This is a genomic window from Paenibacillus humicola (genome assembly GCF_028826105.1).
Taxonomy (GTDB): domain Bacteria; phylum Bacillota; class Bacilli; order Paenibacillales; family Paenibacillaceae; genus Paenibacillus_Z; species Paenibacillus_Z humicola.
Genome location: NZ_JAQGPL010000001.1, coordinates 3,876,472 through 3,893,424, shown reverse-complemented (window position 1 = coordinate 3,893,424; position 16,953 = coordinate 3,876,472). Strand labels below are relative to the sequence as shown.

The 16,953-nt window shown below is 57.2% G+C and carries 11 protein-coding genes; 9 read left to right on the top strand and 2 right to left on the bottom strand.

From position 1 onward, the window contains the following. Positions 1-15 precede the first annotated feature (15 nt). Positions 16-927, top strand: a complete 912-nt coding sequence (locus PD282_RS18005; protein ID WP_274652023.1) for an ATP-dependent DNA ligase — start codon at positions 16-18, stop codon at positions 925-927. Positions 928-1,148: 221 nt separating this feature from the next. Here PD282_RS18005 and pdxR read toward each other — a convergent pair whose 3' ends face one another. After that, positions 1,149-2,540 carry a MocR-like pyridoxine biosynthesis transcription factor PdxR gene (gene pdxR, locus PD282_RS18000; RefSeq protein ID WP_274655305.1) on the bottom strand — a complete coding sequence of 464 codons (1,392 nt, stop codon included), beginning with the start codon at positions 2,538-2,540 and terminating at the stop codon, positions 1,149-1,151. 119 nt (positions 2,541-2,659) lie between these two features. Between pdxR and purM the strand changes: the two genes are divergently transcribed. Further along, on the top strand, positions 2,660-3,703 hold the full coding sequence (gene purM, locus PD282_RS17995; protein ID WP_274652022.1) for a phosphoribosylformylglycinamidine cyclo-ligase: 1,044 nt from the start codon (positions 2,660-2,662) through the stop codon (positions 3,701-3,703). 27 nt (positions 3,704-3,730) lie between these two features. Beyond that, a complete protein-coding gene (locus PD282_RS17990) occupies positions 3,731-3,937 on the top strand; it encodes a hypothetical protein (RefSeq protein ID WP_274652021.1) in 207 nt (68 codons plus the stop codon). Positions 3,938-4,012: 75 nt separating this feature from the next. Here PD282_RS17990 and PD282_RS17985 read toward each other — a convergent pair whose 3' ends face one another. Further along, positions 4,013-5,590, bottom strand: coding sequence for a S8 family serine peptidase (locus tag PD282_RS17985; RefSeq protein ID WP_274652020.1), 1,578 nt, complete (start codon positions 5,588-5,590; stop codon positions 4,013-4,015). 816 nt (positions 5,591-6,406) lie between these two features. Here PD282_RS17985 and PD282_RS17980 point away from each other — a divergent pair. The 6 genes from PD282_RS17980 (at position 6,407) to PD282_RS17955 (ending at position 16,861) form a co-directional block, all read left to right on the top strand. After that, positions 6,407-7,570 carry an MFS transporter gene (locus PD282_RS17980; protein ID WP_274652019.1) on the top strand — a complete coding sequence of 388 codons (1,164 nt, stop codon included), beginning with the start codon at positions 6,407-6,409 and terminating at the stop codon, positions 7,568-7,570. 143 nt (positions 7,571-7,713) lie between these two features. Then, entirely contained in the window at positions 7,714-10,035 is a 2,322-nt protein-coding gene (locus tag PD282_RS17975; protein ID WP_274652018.1) for a glycoside hydrolase family 95 protein, read from the top strand. A gap of 32 nt (positions 10,036-10,067) precedes the next feature. Continuing rightward, complete coding sequence (locus PD282_RS17970; RefSeq protein ID WP_274652017.1) at positions 10,068-12,359, top strand: helix-turn-helix domain-containing protein; 2,292 nt, start codon at positions 10,068-10,070, stop codon at positions 12,357-12,359. A 922-nt stretch (positions 12,360-13,281) separates the two neighbouring features. Further along, positions 13,282-14,136 (top strand): ABC transporter permease, encoded by an 855-nt coding sequence (locus PD282_RS17965; RefSeq protein ID WP_420832365.1) that lies wholly within the window; start codon positions 13,282-13,284, stop codon positions 14,134-14,136. 30 nt (positions 14,137-14,166) lie between these two features. Continuing rightward, positions 14,167-15,069 carry a carbohydrate ABC transporter permease gene (locus tag PD282_RS17960; protein ID WP_274652016.1) on the top strand — a complete coding sequence of 301 codons (903 nt, stop codon included), beginning with the start codon at positions 14,167-14,169 and terminating at the stop codon, positions 15,067-15,069. A 100-nt stretch (positions 15,070-15,169) separates the two neighbouring features. Then, a complete protein-coding gene (locus PD282_RS17955) occupies positions 15,170-16,861 on the top strand; it encodes an extracellular solute-binding protein (protein ID WP_274652015.1) in 1,692 nt (563 codons plus the stop codon). Positions 16,862-16,953 lie beyond the last annotated feature (92 nt).

Genomic DNA, 16,953 nt, shown 5'->3' with positions numbered 1-16,953 from the left:
CGGCGGTGAAGATCCATGCTGTTCACGCCAATCAAGCCGATGATCGTATCGATGGGGCGCGAGGCGTTCGACGATGAAACGTTTATTTTCGAGCCGAAATGGGACGGCTGGCGGATCCTGCTGCACAAGCAGGGCGACCGGCTGGAGGCGTACACCCGCAACGGAAATGTGGTGACCGGAAAGTTTCCGGAGCTGCGCGAGGCGGCCGCCTCTATTCGGGCGCGGGAAGCCATTTTGGATTGCGAAGGGGTCTGCATTCGCGGCGGGCGAACGGTGTTCGACGACTTTTCGTACCGGGGGCGTCTCGCCGACCCGCGCAAAATCGCGTCCGCGGCCCGGACGCACCCGGCTTCCTTCATGGTGTTCGACGTGCTTCTGTCGGACCGCCGCGAACATCTCGATGAGCCGTTGATGACCCGGAAAGAGCGGCTCGCCGAGATCGTCGAGCCGGCGGACATGATCGTGCCGACATCCTATATCGGGGAGAAAGGGAAGGCCATGTTTGCGTGGTCGGCGGAGCACAGGATGGAAGGCATCGTGGCCAAACGCAAAAATTCCGTTTACGTTCCCGGCATCGAAACGCAGGACTGGATCAAAATCAAACATTTCCAAACGATCGACGCGATTGTGCTCGGTTACCGTACGGATCCCCGGTTCGGCCTCGTGATCGGACTCCATTTCCGGACGGTGAAATATAAGCCGGTCGGCGTTGTGGAGTTCGGGTTTCAGCCGGACGAGAAGCGGGCTTTCCTGGAAATCGCCCGGCAGCTGCATACCGTGAAGGACAACAAAACGCAGTGGATCGAGCCGAAGCTGGTCTGCCGCATTCAGTACCTGGAACGGACCGATCGTCATCAGCTGCGGACGACCGTCTTCAAAGGCTTTCAATTTGATCGGAACAGCGATGATTGTTATTGGACGTACTGACAGCCCGTCAGGCTTTCCTCAATGCGCCGGCTCTCCGGCAGGAGCCGTCAAGCCGGCCGAAACCGGCTGGACCAAGCACATCGATCGGACGTTTTCAATTTGTGCGGGACATCTGTAAGTTTGCCGCCTGTTTGGCGTCCGATTGCCGACCGCGCATGCCTATCGTTATAGAGACCATGCTTTCGCCAGCTTTGCGATTCCCTCTTCGATTTGAGGCGCGGTTAACCCGCCAAACCCGGCAACAAATCCCGCCCCGGCCATCGCAGGATAGGCTTCCGCAGAAGCTCCCGGAACCAGATAACGAGAGACTGGAGCGATTTCGATTTCGTGCAGACGGGCGAGACGGACCAGTTCGTCCTCCGAACGGCCTGTACGGCACTCCAGGATGAGGTGAAGCCCCGACTTCGCTCCCGATACACGGGGACGCGATCCCGAAAATTAGTCGCCGCAGCGTCGATCAGCACACGGCGATTGGCCTGATAAAACGTCCTCATGCGCCGGATATGCCGATCCAGACGCCCTTCCTCCATCAAGAGCTGCAGCGTATGCTGCGTCAAGCGCGATGCCGTTTGATCGAAATGGTTGAATTCCCGCTCGTAGCGTTCCAGCAGTGCCGGAGGCAGAATCAAAAAGCCGAGCCGGATGGCGGGTGCCAATATGCGCGAGAACGTCCCCAGATAGATCACCCGCCCGAGCGGATCGATACTTTGCAGCGCGGGTAACGGGCGGCCCTCGTAGACAAATTCGCTGTCGTAATCGTCCTCGATGATCCATCCTCCGCAGCGTTCGGCCCAATGAATGAGACGGCTTCGCTTGGCTGCCGGCAGCATGGCGCCTTGCGGAAATTGATGCGAAGGGGTGACATAGACGCCGCATAACTGTCGATGCCGCTCCAGCTCCTCGCACGACAAGCCGTCATTTTCGAGCCGAATCGGCACTGGAACGAACCGCTGGCGTAAAAACATGCGGTGCATGCCCGGATGCATGAACGCTTCTACGCCGAGCTCCCTATTTTCGCTACTGAGCAGACAGCCGATCATATACGCCGATTGCTGAGTACCGGAGGTGATGACGATCTGCTCGGGCTCACAAACCACGCCGCGGTTTTGCCGCAGGTGCGAACGGATCAGACGCCGCAGGCCGGGCTCGCCTTTCGGATCGCCGTAACCGAACAGATCGCGTCCGTTCCCGTTTAAAGCTTTGACCATGAATCGTTTCCACAGCCTAAGCGGAAAATGCTCCGGCAGAATACGGTCATAGGAGAAGTCAATTAATAACGGTTCTTGCTGCTGCCCTGCTCCAGGCTTCGGATTTGCATTGTGGTCCAAATTTTGGTTCACGGCAGGCTCCGGTCCGGCAATACCCCTTAGCGGTTCAATGACGGCTGCCGTATACCCGCTCTTCGGCTTGTTCTGCAGGTAACCTTCGGCGACTAGCTGCGCATACGCCGTTTCGACCGGATTGCGGCTCACGCCCAAATGCTGGGCCAGCGCCCGGATCGACGGCAGCTTGGTTCCGCCCGGAATGACGCCTAGCAGTATGCGCTCGCGGTAAAAACGGTAAATTCGCACGTACTCGGGCTCATTGGCACCCCTGTTCAGCTGCGGCGGCATCAGCAAGACAAGCTCTCCCTCCTCCTTAATCTGTCATTAAGTTTAATCGAAAAGTGTACATTTTCAAATGACAAAATGAACGTATAATCGGCTTATTGAAGCTTAAGGAGGGAATGTAGATGGAATCGAATTACAGCTACAAGGCTGCCGGAGTCGATATCGGCAACGCGGACCGGGCGAAGTCGGATTTGGGGAAACTGCTTGCAGGTACCGACAGCCGGATCCTGAGCCGGCCGGATTCATTCGCTTCGCTGTTCGTGCCCCGCTTCGACGGAATCGAGGACCCGGTGCTGGTGCTGAAGGCGGAAGAGCCGGGATCCAAGCAGCTGCTTGCGTTTCAGTATCACAAGACGGAAACGATCTGCCGCGATCTGATTCATCATTTGATCAACGACATTGTTGTAATGGGCGCCCGGCCCGAAGCGGTGCTGGACATTATATTATGCGGAAAAATTCAGCGGGAAACGGTTGTCGATATCGTCCGTTTTCTATCGGCGGCGTGCAGGGAGCAGGGATGCAGCATCGTCGGCGGCGAGACATCGGAACAGCCCGGTCTGCTTGAAGAAGGCCGGTATATGCTGAACGCCGCAATCCTGGGCGTCGTGGACCGGCGCAGCATCATCGACGGCAGCGCCATCCGCCGCGGAGACCGGATTCTCGCGCTGGCATCGAACGGCCCGCATACCAACGGTTACTCGCTTATTCGCAAGCTGATGGCCGACATGCCGGAGATTTTACAGGAATATGTGGACGGCACGTCTTTTCTCGAAGCGATTTTACGGCCGCATACCTGTTATTATCGTCAGCTGAAGGACCTGCTGCCAACCGGTACAATTCATGGCATGGCGCATATTACCGGTGGGGGAATCGAAGGGAATGTGAAGCGGATCCTTCCGGAAGGGACGGCCGCGCGGATCCATCTAAGCCGGATTCGGATTCCCCGCGTTTTTCAAATCATTCGGAAGTTCGGCGGCATCCCGGATGCCGAAATGCTGAAATCCTTTAACGTGGGAGCGGGATTGATCGTCGTCGCGCCTCCGGACCGGTGTCCGTCGATTCTCGATCACCTGAACACGCTCGGCTGCGGCAGCTACGAAATCGGCGAGATTACGGACGGTGCGCGGCAGGTTGAATTCACCGGCGTGCTCAATTGGCAGGATTGAACGTTTCTCACGTCTTGCAGCTGGTACATGTTCGCCACCTTCCGCCGCAAGGACAACAATCTGCTGGGAACGGCCGTGCTGACGGCAGAAAGCTTGCTGGGGCCGTTCAAGCCGTACAGCGACGGGCCCGTTACGCCGCAGAATTGGAGCTCGCTTGACGGCCCGGATCAGGACAATACGTCACCGACGGCCCGTATTTGCACCGGACCCGAAGCGGTCGCCGCAGCCCGTTAATCCGCGGCAAAAAAATACCGTGAGCAGGCAAGCGCCTCTTCACGGTATTTTTTGCGATCGGATGTCGGTCCCAGGCTAATGCATGCTTCTGGCCATTTGGACGGCCGCATCCGCTTGTACCAGGCCGTAGCCGAACATGTTGTCGCGTCTGGGAGCGCCCAAATCGACGGCCGTACTTTCGATTACCTTGCGAATCTGATCGTTCGTCAGGCCCGGATTTGCGGACCAGGCGAGAGCGGCAACGCCCGTCACGTGCGGCGTCGCCATCGAGGTGCCTTCGTAATAGCTGTAATCCCACGGCGTCACCTCGACCTTGCCGGTTCCGAGTCCGCCGCTGCGCAGCGCGGTTCCCTGGTTATACGACAAGGATACGGCGGGAATCCAGCTGCCTGCGGCGCCCAGCGTAAAGTTGCCCGGGTCGTCGGGGTTTGCAGTATCGTTGTTTACGATGACCGCCGCCGAAGCCCCTTGGCTCATCGCGTTCTGCACTTTCTCGGAGAAGGCGTTCGTTCCGCGGTCGATGACCGCAATCCAGGCGCCGGAAGCGGGTTTGCCCCCGCAGGTCGCCGCCGAGTCGGCAATGCCGCAGTCGACGAGCGGCCCCGATACCGAGCCGGTCCCGGAAAATTCCAGCGGGTTGCTGTGATAAGACGTCGAATCCCCATCCTTCACGGCCGAGGCGTGAAGCCCGGTACCCCTCGGAACGCTCGATAAGGTTCCGACGCCCGGTCCGACGAGCTCCTGGTCTTTGCCGTAATCGGAGAAGCTGGCCAGATTCAGGCTGCTGTCCACCGCGCCCACCGCCACGACCGATTTGTAACCGGCCGGATAACCGACGTGATTCAGGCTGTCGTTGCCGCTTGCGGCAATGATGAGCATACCGTTCATGTTAGCGCGGTCGAACGCTTTCTGCTCCGTATGGGACGGCTCGTCGCTGCCCAGCGACAGGTTGGCGATATTGGCTTTGTTTTCCTGGCACCAGTTCAGGCCGGCGATCACGCCGCTCGTCAAGCCGTTTCCGTCGTCGCCCAGCACGCGGGCGACATACAGATCGACACCGGGCGCGACGCCGATCCGGCTGCCGCTGGCGCTCGTCTGGCCGGCGATCGTGCCGGACACGTGCGTGCCGTGCCCGAAACCGTCCGCTGCGTCCGGATGCCCGTCATCGACAAAATTTTGGCTCGCTTTAATGATGGACGTTCCGTTGCGGTAAAATTCCGGATGCCCGGCATCGATGCCGGAATCGAGGACGCATACCCGGATATGGCTCCCGGTCGCGTTCTGGCTCCAGGCCTGCTCGGCGTGAACGGCCTGCAGCCCCCAGGTCAGCTCGCCGTCGGTATACGTCTGGCCGAGCGCGGTAGCGTGAACGGGCCGGTCTTCTTCAATCGATTCGATGTCCGGATTATTCTTCAGCTTCTGAATGGTATCCGGGTCCGCGACAATGTTCGCGGCGCCAAGATCGTCCCAGTGCTTTTTCAATTGAATACCGGGGGCGTTCAGCGCATTGACGGATTTGCCGGGCTTCAAATTGACCAGATACGAATGGCGGTCGGATGAAGACGGCGCGGCATAAGTGAAATTGGCGGCAATCAGGAGGAGGGAGCACAAGGCGGCTGCCGCTTTGAAGATGAGGGGCAATCTTCTTTTCATCATGAAACTCTCCTTTCGATACCGGAAAATCGAAGCGGCTTGCGGTTATTCATGATGTCAGCGGTAATGGAAAACAACAGTACTCGGAACGGACGTGTCGAATCGGTTCGGATTGGGAAGAACGGGCGCACATCACCTCCTAAATCTCGTAAGCTTTTACAAATTGATTATAGTAGAAGTAGATTTAAGTAACAATAAATGGCATCTGAGGCGGAAGAATCAAATTTTCGAGCCGATTCAACAGCATTTGTCTATGAATTTACAGAAAAAGGGTGATGGCGGCTGCGCGGCGGATCCGGCCGGTACCGAAGGCAGGCAAGCCGACGATAAAACGGACAAAAAAAAGCTCCGTCCAAACGGTTCTCCAGCCGTTTAGAGGAGCAGAAAAAAAGGTTACATCGACAGGTTAACTGAATTTGTGGTGAAGCGCCAATTAGAAAGACCCTCATTTTGATTAGAATCGACTCATTCAGCTCTCATTTTGTCGAAAAATGTCAAAAAAGTACACCAAAGTATACGGTTTGCGGAAAAAGCGCGCCTTCTGCGAACGAAAACGCCGGAGCGGACGCCGGCTGCTAGAGGCCAATAAGTTCTGAAAGCGAAAAACGAAAGCCCGCGCTTCCGCACCATTTTCCGCCTCATCATCGAAGCCGCAAAAAATCGTGCTGGCGCATCTCTCAGGCTTACTTTAATCTATAGGCAGTGGTATTTTCGGATGACTTCTCGATAGATTGAAGGGAAGAAACTGGTTCCGCCGCCGCAAGACGGCGTCAGCCGTTTCTTCTTGCGATAATAGACAGCGGGAGACGACGAACGATGAAACGAATGGCCATCTTTTATTTTCTGTTCTTTTTGGCGCAGGCGGCCTACGCCCCTTATGTCAGCTTGTATTTCAGCGGCAAGGGCTGGGACGGCACCTCCATCGGCGTCGTCCTTTCCTTATGGTCGCTGGTCGGCATTGCGGCGCAGCCGGCGATGGGGCTGTTAAACGACCGGCTGCGCCACCCCCGCCGGCTGCTCATGCTTGCCGCCGTGCTGGCGCCGGTGACGGCGCTCGGGTTTATCGCATTCGACAGCTATGCCGTCGTCCTGGCGGTTTCGGTCGTGTTCGCCTGGTTCCAGTCGGCCGCCAATCCGCTGGCCGATACGATCGCCGTCGAAACGGCTGCCCGTGAAGGCTTTGCGTTCGGCAGCGTGCGGCTGTGGGGGGCGTTCAGCTATGCGGTGGGCACGCTCGTCACCGGCTTCCTGTATGTGCGAACGGGTTACGAATGGAGCTTTCCGACCTATCTCGCAATCAGCCTGATCGCCGTCGCTTCCCTGCTGTCGTTCCGGCAGCCGGCAGGCGTCCGGCACCGGGTTACGCTGTTCAACCAGGCGAAGGACGTGGTGCGCAACCGGGCGTTTCTGCTTTTTACGTTCATCAGCCTGCTGCTGACGATCGCGCTGGCGGTCAACGCGTCGTTCCTGCCGATCTATTATAAGGAAATGGGCTTTGATAAAAGCTTGATCGGCACGGCCTACGCCATAGCGGCGCTGACCGAGGTCCCGATGTTTTGGGCGGCGGCGAAAATCGCGGCGCGGATCGGAAGGTACGCCGTTTTGGGCATCGCCGCGCTCTGTTACGTCGCCAAATGTTTCCTCATGTACGCCGTTCCCGGCATCCATCTGGCGCTTGCCCTGCAAACGCTGGACGGGATCGCGTTCGCGTTTTTCGCCAGCATGACGGTCGAAACGGTCGAGGCCTTCTCCGGCGAGCGGACGAAGGCGACCTATCAATCGGTGTTTGCGGCCGGAACATACGGGCTGGGCGGGATTATCGGCAATACGGCCGGAGGGGCGGTAATCGACCGGGAAGGCGCGCCGTTCCTGTATGCCGTGCTCGGCACGCTCAGCCTCGTTTCCCTCGCGCTTTATGCGGGATTCGGTCTTTCAAGGAGACGGAGAGCCCGGGAGGAAGGGAGCGGCATCGGGCTGTAGCGAATACCGGATCAAAAAACGTCGCTCCCCCTGCGGGCTGCCCGGCTTTCAGGGGGGTTCTCATGCGTCTGTACGGGCTCGGCCGTTTTGTGATATAACTACGATTGTCGATTCTTTTTGAGTATAATAAGGGAAGGTGTACCATGAACGAATCGAAGCTCCGGTATTTGCACCCTGCGGCGGATTGGCGGAAGGGACTGCCGATCGGCAACGGGAGGCTCGGCGCCGTCGTCATCGGCGGAGCCGGGAGCGAGACCCTGCATTTAACGGAAACGACTTACTGGTCGGGCAAACCGGAACCGGTTCTCCGGAATAAACATGCGAAGGCCGATCTGCAGCGGATGCGGCAGGCGTTCTTTGACGGGGATTTCAAGCGGGGGGAAGAGCTGGCGCAGAAAGCGCTTCAGCCGGAGAAGGGCAATTTCGGCACAAATTTGGCGCTCTGCGATATCCGGATTGATTTTCCTGCCGAAGGGGAAGGATACGAGCGCGTGCTGGACTTGAATGATGCGATCGTACGCACAACCTGCCGGCTGGACGGCAAGCCGCATGTCAGAGAAACGTTTGCCTCGCATCCGGACGGCGTCCTGGCCATGCGGATTTGGAGCGGAGAGGAAGGAAGGATTTCCTTTCGGCTGTCGCTTGCCGGGCGAACGGACACGTTCGAGTCGCATGAGGAGGCGGGCGATTCGATCGCGTTTCGCAGCCGGGCGACGGAAAACGTCCACAGCGACGGCACATGCGGAGTGCGCGCGCAGGGACTGATCAAGGTCGCGGCCAGCGGCGGTTCGGTCGCCGCCGAAGCCGGCACGATCGTCGTCAACGGCGCGCTTGAAGCGTTCGTCTATTTCGCGGCCGCTACCGATTACGGCCAAACGGGCGGCGAGTGGGCGGAAGCGCCGGCGAGACAAATCAAGGACGCGCTTGCCAAAGGATACGAGCGCCTGCGCGCGGATCATATCGCCGATCATCGCAGCCTGTTCGAACGGATCGATCTGCAGCTCGGGTTTTCGGATCGCGAGCAGCTGCCGACCGATGAGCGAATCCGCGCGATTGGAAGCGGTCTCAAGGACGATCCGCAGCTGTATGCGCTGTTCTATCAGTACGGCCGCTATTTGTCCATCGCCGGATCGCGGGCCGATTCCCCGCTCCCTATGCATTTGCAGGGCATATGGAACGACGGCGAGGCGAGCCGCATGGCCTGGAGCTGCGACTATCATCTCGACGTGAATACGGAGATGAATTATTACTTGCAGGAGGCGGCCGGCCTTGGCGAATGCCATCTGCCGCTCATGCGCTTTATCGGACGTCTCGCCGAAGCGGGCCGCGAGACCGCCCAAGGCTTATACGGCTGCGAAGGCTGGGCGGCGCACGTCTTCACGAACGCCTGGGGATTCTCGCAGCCGGGCTGGTATTATTCTTGGGGACTTAACGTAACAGGAGGGCTGTGGCTGGCTACCCATCTGCGCGAGCATTACGAGTTCGGGCTGGACCGCGAATTTCTGGCGGAGCTGGCGTATCCCGTGCTGAAGGAAGCGGCGGCCTTCTTCCTGGACTACATGACCGTTCATCCGAAATACGGATGGCTCGTCACCGGTCCTTCCAATTCCCCGGAAAACAGCTTTTATCCCGGCGAACCGGGGGAAGGATCGCATCATCTGTCCATGGGGCCGACGATGGACCAGGTGCTCGTGCGAGACCTGTTCGAATTTTGCCTGAAGGCGGCCGGGCTGCTGGATACGGACCGCGGCCTGCAGGAGCGGCTGAAGCGGACGATAGCGCTTCTGCCTCCGTTGCAAATCGGCGCAAGCGGGCAGCTGCAGGAATGGCTGGAGGATTACGCCGAAGCCGAACCGGACCACCGGCATTTGTCGCACCTGTTCAGCCTGTATCCGGGCAATCAGATCACGCCCGAGCGCACGCCTGCCTTAAGCGAGGCGGCGAAGACAACGCTGGAATCGCGCATGCGGGGCGACAGCCTGGAGGACGTGGAATTCACGCTCTCCTTGTTTGCCGCCGGCTTTGCCCGGCTGCACGACGGCGGCCGGGCGCACGATCAGCTCGCTTATTTGCTCGGACAGCTCGTTTTCGACAATCTGCTGACCTTCTCCAAGGCCGGCATCGCGGGGGCGGAAGCGAATATTTTCGTCATTGACGGCAACTTCGGCGGCGCTGCGGCAATCGGGGAAATGCTGCTGCAAAGCCATGCGGATGCGATTCGTCTGCTGCCGGCTCTGCCAAAGCAGTGGCATACCGGCCGCGTATCGGGGCTGAGAGCGAAAGGCAGCGCGGAGATCGGCCTCGTCTGGGAGAACGGCAGGCTGACCCGGGCGTCGGTCAAAGCGCATTCGGCCGGGACGGCGACGATCCGCTACGGGGAGCTTTCCGCTTCGCTGACGCTTGTGCCGGGCGCCGAATATCTGTTCGACGGAGGCCTGAATCCGCTTGGGGAAAGCAGCCGCTGATTTTTAATCGATCCGGAAGGAGAGCATAGACCGTGCCCAAGCATTCCAGACTGTTTCGCAGATTTCTGGTTTCTTATCTTATCATCCTGATTATTCCGAGCTTGGCCGGCTATATGTCCTACCGCACGTCGATTTCGGTTACCCAATCCGTCTCGATTGAGAACAGCGTTTCCCAGCTGCGAATGAGCCAGGGGATTCTGGAACGGAGAATGGCCGAGGTGGAGGGCTTCACCAGGCAGATGGCGCTCAATCCGGAGCTGAACATGCTGATGAAAAACCGAAGCGGCAGTCTGCCGAACGTTTACGGCATGTGGAACCTGATGCAGGAAGTGACGGCGTTCAGCCAGACGAACGATTTTCTGCAAAACTTTTATATTTATCTGAACAACTACCACGTCATCGTCACGCCCGGATCGACTTACTACCGGCCCGAGCATTATTACCAGTCCTCCAATTATATCGGGCTCGACGAGAAGGACTGGGAAACGAAGGTGCTGAAAACGACGCACCGCAGCGAAATCATGCCGCTTCGGCCGTATATGAACAAGGGCAACCAAAGCGCCGCCATTACGTATTTGCAGTCGATTCCGCTCGACAGCTTTACCGGCGCCTCGCCCGCCATGGTGGCGGTCATCGTCGACGAGCAGACGATCGCCGGCATCCTGTCCGGCCTGCAGGAAAAATACGGCGGCTGGGTTCATGTAAGTGACGAAAACGGGCATACGATCGGTTCGGTCGGCATCGGCGAGCAGGAGATCCAGCATTTGCAGTCGGACTCCCGCTTCGACAAAGCCGCGCTCAGCCAGTTTTACGGCGATGATCTGGTCATCAGCATCAAGTCCGAGCGAAACGGATGGGTGTATATGGCGGGCATTCCGAGACACGCGCTGATGGAGAATGCCAACAAAATCAAATCGATCACCTGGTCGGTAACCGTTGCGGCGCTGCTTTTCGGACTGCTGGCCGGACTTGTGCTTTCGTACCGGAACAGCGCTCCGATTAACCGGCTGCTCGGCATCATGCGCGAACAGTTCGGCAAGGACGGCGCAGCGGGGCGGAACGAATACGATTTTCTGCAGGGCAATATTTCCGTCCTGCTGACGACGAACAAGCTGCTGGAAAATGAATTGACAAGGCAGCTTCCGCTCATCCGCGACGCTTTCCTGAAGCGGCTTTTGGCAGGCGAATTTCAGTCGCGGGACGAAATTGAGGCCGCAGGCTCGCAGGCGAACATGCGGCTGGGCGATACCGGCAGCGTGGCGATCGTCCAAATTAACGGGTATTCGGGCATGGACAGCGTCGAGATTTTGAACGAGCTGAGCGCGGCGCGGCTGCTGCTCAAGCAAACGCTGGCCGATTTGGACGATTCGGTTCATATGACGGATCTGGGCTCCGACCGGCTGGTCGCTATTTTCGAGCACGAGCCGGCTGAAGCGGGCAAGTCCGATCCGGAGACGGAACGGGTGCTGCAGCAGCTCGCTTCCAGCGTGTTCACCGAGTACCGGATCTCGGTGACGGCTGCACTCGGCGAATCGTACCTTGCGGTGCCGGAAGCCGCCCGTTCCTACGAGCAGGCGAAGCAGACGCTGGAATTTGCCGTCTTTACGAACCGGAAGGGCGTGCTGCATTACAGCGACACGCGCGTGGAGAGCACGACCTATTATTATCCGCTGGAGATGGAGCTCCGCCTGATCAGTACGATTCGCGCCGGAGATATCAATGAGGCAAAACGAATCGTACAGACGATTATGGACGAAAATATGAACAACCGGGTGCTGTCGATCGATATGCGCACCCAGCTCGCCGGCGAGCTGCAGGGAACCTTCATGAAGCTGCTGGACCAGAAGGCTTTCGCGGAATCCGATCAGTTCGAGGAGATCAAGCAGCGCATTGCCGATATTCAGCGCGCGGATACCATCGAATCGGTGCACGGCGAAATCGATGCGGTTATGGAATCGCTCTGCGCCATCGTGTCCAGCCGTAAAAACGACCTGCATACGCGTATGGTCGAGCAGATCAAGCTTTTTATCGAAGAAATGTACGCCGATCCCGAGCTGACGCTGTACCGGATTGCCGAACAGGTGGAACGCCCGGAGAAATCAATTTCCCCATTGTTCAAGGAAGTAACCGGCATCAATCTATCGGACTATCTGGAGAAAGTCCGGCTCGACCATGCGGCGGCAATGCTGCGCCGGAACGACTTTACCGTCGACGAAATCGCGGCGCGGGTCGGCTACAACAGCTCGCATTCGTTCCGCCGAGCGTTTAAGCGGGTGCTGGGCGTGCCGCCCAGCTCATACCGGCAAGCGAATCTAGAAAACTGAACACATCCCGGCTGCTTCCAGCGGCCGGGATGTTTTTCGTTAATTTGCGCTGCAGTACAAAATTGGTATGGCGTTGTCTATATGGGTTCTTTTATCGAATTGACGTTTTTAATTGATCTTCGATATCCTGCAGCTTGTAGTCGCCGGTCATTCCCTTGATGGTGGAATGGAATTTCCCGTCTTTTTCTGGGATAAGAGCATTTGCAGAGCTTCTACATAAGCGATAAGATCGGATTCATTCGTAAGCTCGTGAATCGAATAAACCGGCCAATCCCCTTGGGAGGCAGGCAGCCTTCCCGTGTCCGCCCGTTCTTTAACCTGGCATCCGTTAAACATGAGAATACTGCACGCAATGGTCGCAAGGAGATACATTGCTTTTGGCATTATTCATTCACCGCCTTCTTTATAGACTGTTATCAAATCGATTATGTTGCATACCTTCTTGCCCAATGGCGGAGGGAGAATGGTACGGCCGGATGAAATCGGCGGCAAAGCCTGCGCGGCCGCAAGGGAAAAAGGCCGTCCCAGCGACAAATGTCCCCTTCGAAATCGGGCGATTTGTACGCATAAAGACGCAAATGTACCTATCGCAAGCAAGCATTTTCGCCTAAAATCGTTCCTGTTAAAGCGCCTTCAGGCCGGAATGCAGGATTGTCGTGGGGCGTTTTCGACAGGATTCGAATAGGCCGGGTCAGGTAAAGAGTACGGATACGTCAGAGGCCGGCGGCATCAGAGCTGCGGCTTCGAGAAAGCGCTCACAGCAGGTTCGTTCGGTGAACCGGATTCGGGTTAACTTGGTAGGAGGGGAATTCATCTGGGAACGTTAACAGCAGAAAAACGGGAGGTTAAAAAGGGAGGCAGGGCGGCCACCTCATCCGCTGCGGGACGAAGCTTAAGGAAGCATTGGCAGCTTTACCTGCTGATCATTCCGCCCGTTCTTTATTTTGTCATTTTCAAGTACATCCCGATGTTCAACGTGGTGCTGGCCTTTAAAGACTACAATGTTATCAAGGGCATCTGGGGAAGCCCGTGGGCCGGAATGAAATACTTCGACTTGTTTTTTCATAACCCGGTATTTCTGACGCTGCTCAAAAACACGCTGTTCATTTCGATTTATTTGCTCGCGGTCAGCTTCCCGATTCCGATCATTTTGGCGCTGGCGCTGGGCGAGGTTCGCAGTCAGCGGTTCAAAAAGACCGTTCAGCTCGTCACTTACGCGCCTTATTTTATTTCCACCGTCGTGATGGTGTCGGTCATTATGCTGTTTCTGGCTCCGAATACGGGGATCGTCAACATGCTGCTGGGAAAGCTGGGCATCGATTCGATCAACTTTCTGGGCAATTCGGGCATGTTCCGTTCGATCTACGTCTGGTCCGAGGTTTGGCAGACCGCTGGTTATTCCGCAGTCATCTATTTGGCGGCGCTGGCTGGCGTCGATCCTTCGCTCTACGAAGCCGCTAAAGTGGACGGCGCTTCGCGGCTCCAGAAAATATGGAACGTCGATATTCCGGGCATTTTGCCGGCGGCGACCATTATACTCATTCTGAACGTCGGCAATATTATGGCCATCGGCTTCGAAAAAATTTATTTGCTGCAAAATCCGCTGAACACGACGACGTCGGAGATCATTTCGACGTACGTGTACAAAATCGGGCTGCTAAACGCCAACTACAGCTTTGCGACGGCGGTCGGCCTTTTCAACTCGGTCATCAACCTGTTTCTGCTCGTGTCGGTGAACTCGATCGCCAAGCGGTTATCCAATAACAGCCTTTGGTAAAGGCTTCGTAACGGAAAGGAGCCATTTGCTATGGCAAGCGCAAGCGTAAAACATACCGTTCGCGAGTCGTTCGGCGACCGGATCTTTTTAACCGCCGTTTACGTTTTTTTGACGCTGGTGCTGATTGCGACGCTGTACCCGCTCGTTTTCATCGTCAGCTCGTCGTTCAGCAGCCCGGCCGCCGTCTCGGGAGGACGCGTCTGGCTGCTGCCGGTCGAAGCGGGACTGCAGGGGTATGCAGCCGCCTTCAAGAACAGCCAGATCGTGACGGGCTATGCCAATTCGCTGTTCTATACGGCTGCAGGCACGCTGATCAGCGTGACGCTGACCGTCATGATCGCGTATCCGCTGTCGCGCAAAACGTTTTTCGGGCGCAGCGGCCTGATGATGTTCATCGTGTTTACGATGCTGTTCTCCGGGGGGCTCATTCCGACGTATCTCGTCGTAAAGGCGGTCGGCCTCATCGATACGCGCTGGGCGCTGCTGCTGCCGAACGCCATCTGGGTATGGCAGGTCATCATCGCGCGAACGTTCTTCGCGACCTCGATTCCCGACGAACTGGCGGAGGCCAGCGAGATCGACGGCTGCAGCGATTTGCGGTTTATATCGAGCGTCGTGCTTCCGCTGTCCAAGCCGATTCTCGCGGTGCTGATGCTGATGTATGCCGTCGGGCAATGGAACGCCTATTTCGATGCGCTCATTTATTTGAAGACCAACAGCCTGTTCCCGCTGCAGCTGTTCCTGAGGTCGATTCTCATCCTGAACAACGATACCGGCACGATCGACGCCGGGCAAATCGCGGAGAAACAGATGCTGCAGGCACTGATGAAATATTCGATTATCGTCATTTCCAGCTTGCCGGTGCTGATCATCTACCCGTTCGTCCAACGCTTCTTCGTGCAGGGCATGCTGATCGGTTCCGTCAAAGGCTGAAGCCCGTGCGAATCGATCCTTGAGAGGGGGAATGCGTATGTAAGCGGGTGGCGCATCGCATCGTTATTTTCGAATCCAACAAAAAAGGGAGCGTTCATCATTGAGAAAGATATGGACAACAACGGCTTCGCTCGTATTGGCCGCGACCGTCGTTCTGGCCGGCTGCTCCAAGGGCGGCGGCGACAACGGCGGAGGAAATACGACGGGGAGCGCAGGTACGGGCAGTTCGAACGGCGCATCTTCCTCGGGCCCGGTAACGATCAACGTATTTGCGGACGAAGATACGACCAACAACCAGGATTTAGCCACCAACGCGTTTTCGAAGGAACTGGAGCAGAAATTCAACATCAAATTCAACTGGACCACCGTACCGTACGACGGAGCGCCGGAGAAGCGGCAAATTTCGCTCGCCAGCGGCGATTATCCGGACGCGTTTCTGCTCGTGCCGTATATCGATAATTTCACCCAGAACGATCTGCTGCGCTACGGCCAGCAAGGCGTCATCCTTCCGCTGAACGATCTCATCGATCAATATGCTCCGAACATCAAGAAGACGCTGGAAGAGAATCCGGACTACAAGGCGATCAATACGGCGCCGGACGGCAAAATTTACGGGCTCACGCAGCTCAGCGCCTGCTACCACTGCTCGTTCCCGAACAAAATGTGGGTCAACACGAAGTGGATGAAGCAGCTCGGCATCGAAACGCCGAAAACGACGGAAGATTTTAAGAAGATGCTCGAAGCGTTCAAGAATGACGACCCGAACGGCAACGGCAAGAAGGACGAAGTACCGCTCAGCGGCTCGAAGGAAACGTTCGGCGTGCACGTCATTCCGTACCTGATGAATGCATTCATTTACGACGACGATCATACCTATCTGATGATGGACAGCGGCAAAGTCGATTTCTCGCCGAACAAGCCGCAGTGGAGAGAAGGTCTGAAATATGTCAAATCGCTGTTTGACGAAGGCCTGATCGACCCGGGCGCGTTTACGCAAAACGCCGACGCATTCAAAAAAATCGGCGAAAATTCGCCGCAAATTCTCGGCGCCGGCGCCGGTATGCACCCGGCGATCTTCATCGACATCGCCGACGGCAACCGCTATTCCAAGGATTATGACTCGATTCCGCCGATCAGCGGTCCGGACGGTACGGCCTATGCGACGACGCAGTACACCGGCAACCCGGGCACGGCGTTCGTCCTGACGAACAAGGCCAGCAAGGAAGCGCAAATCGCCATGATCAAAGCGCTCGATTACATCTATACGTTCGACGGCGAGCTTGCTGCGGACAACGGGGTCGAAGGCGTCGACTGGCGCAAGCCGAAGGAAGGCGAGAAGGCGCTGGACGAATCGATTCAGCCGCGTTACGCCACCATCCAGAAGCCGGCCGGCTCGAAGCCGACCAACAACGCCTGGGCGCAGCTCGGCCAATACAACCTGAGCGCCGAATTCCGCAATTCGATCGTACAGTCGACGGATATTTACAAATCCGACGGCTACGAGCGCCGTTTGTTTGCAGCGACGAAGAACAACTACGACGGCAAGCAGCCGAAGGAAGTGTTCCCTTACTGGGCCGTCTGGATCGATCCGGCTTCCGCCGATCAGGCGAGCATCCTGCAAACGAACATTACGAACTACGTCGACCAAAGCGCGCTGCAGTTCATTACGGGCAACAAAGACCTGGATAAAGACTGGGATTCGTACGTGAAGGGCTTCGACAGCCTGGATCTGAAGAGCTACCTGGATATGATGCAGAAAGCGTACGATAATTCGGCATTCGCCAAAAAATAAGCGGACAGCAATAAACAACTTGAACCGAATGGCGCCTTACTCCGGTAAGATCGCCGCTTTCGGAGAAGCCCGAGAGTCCATCACATCACTAA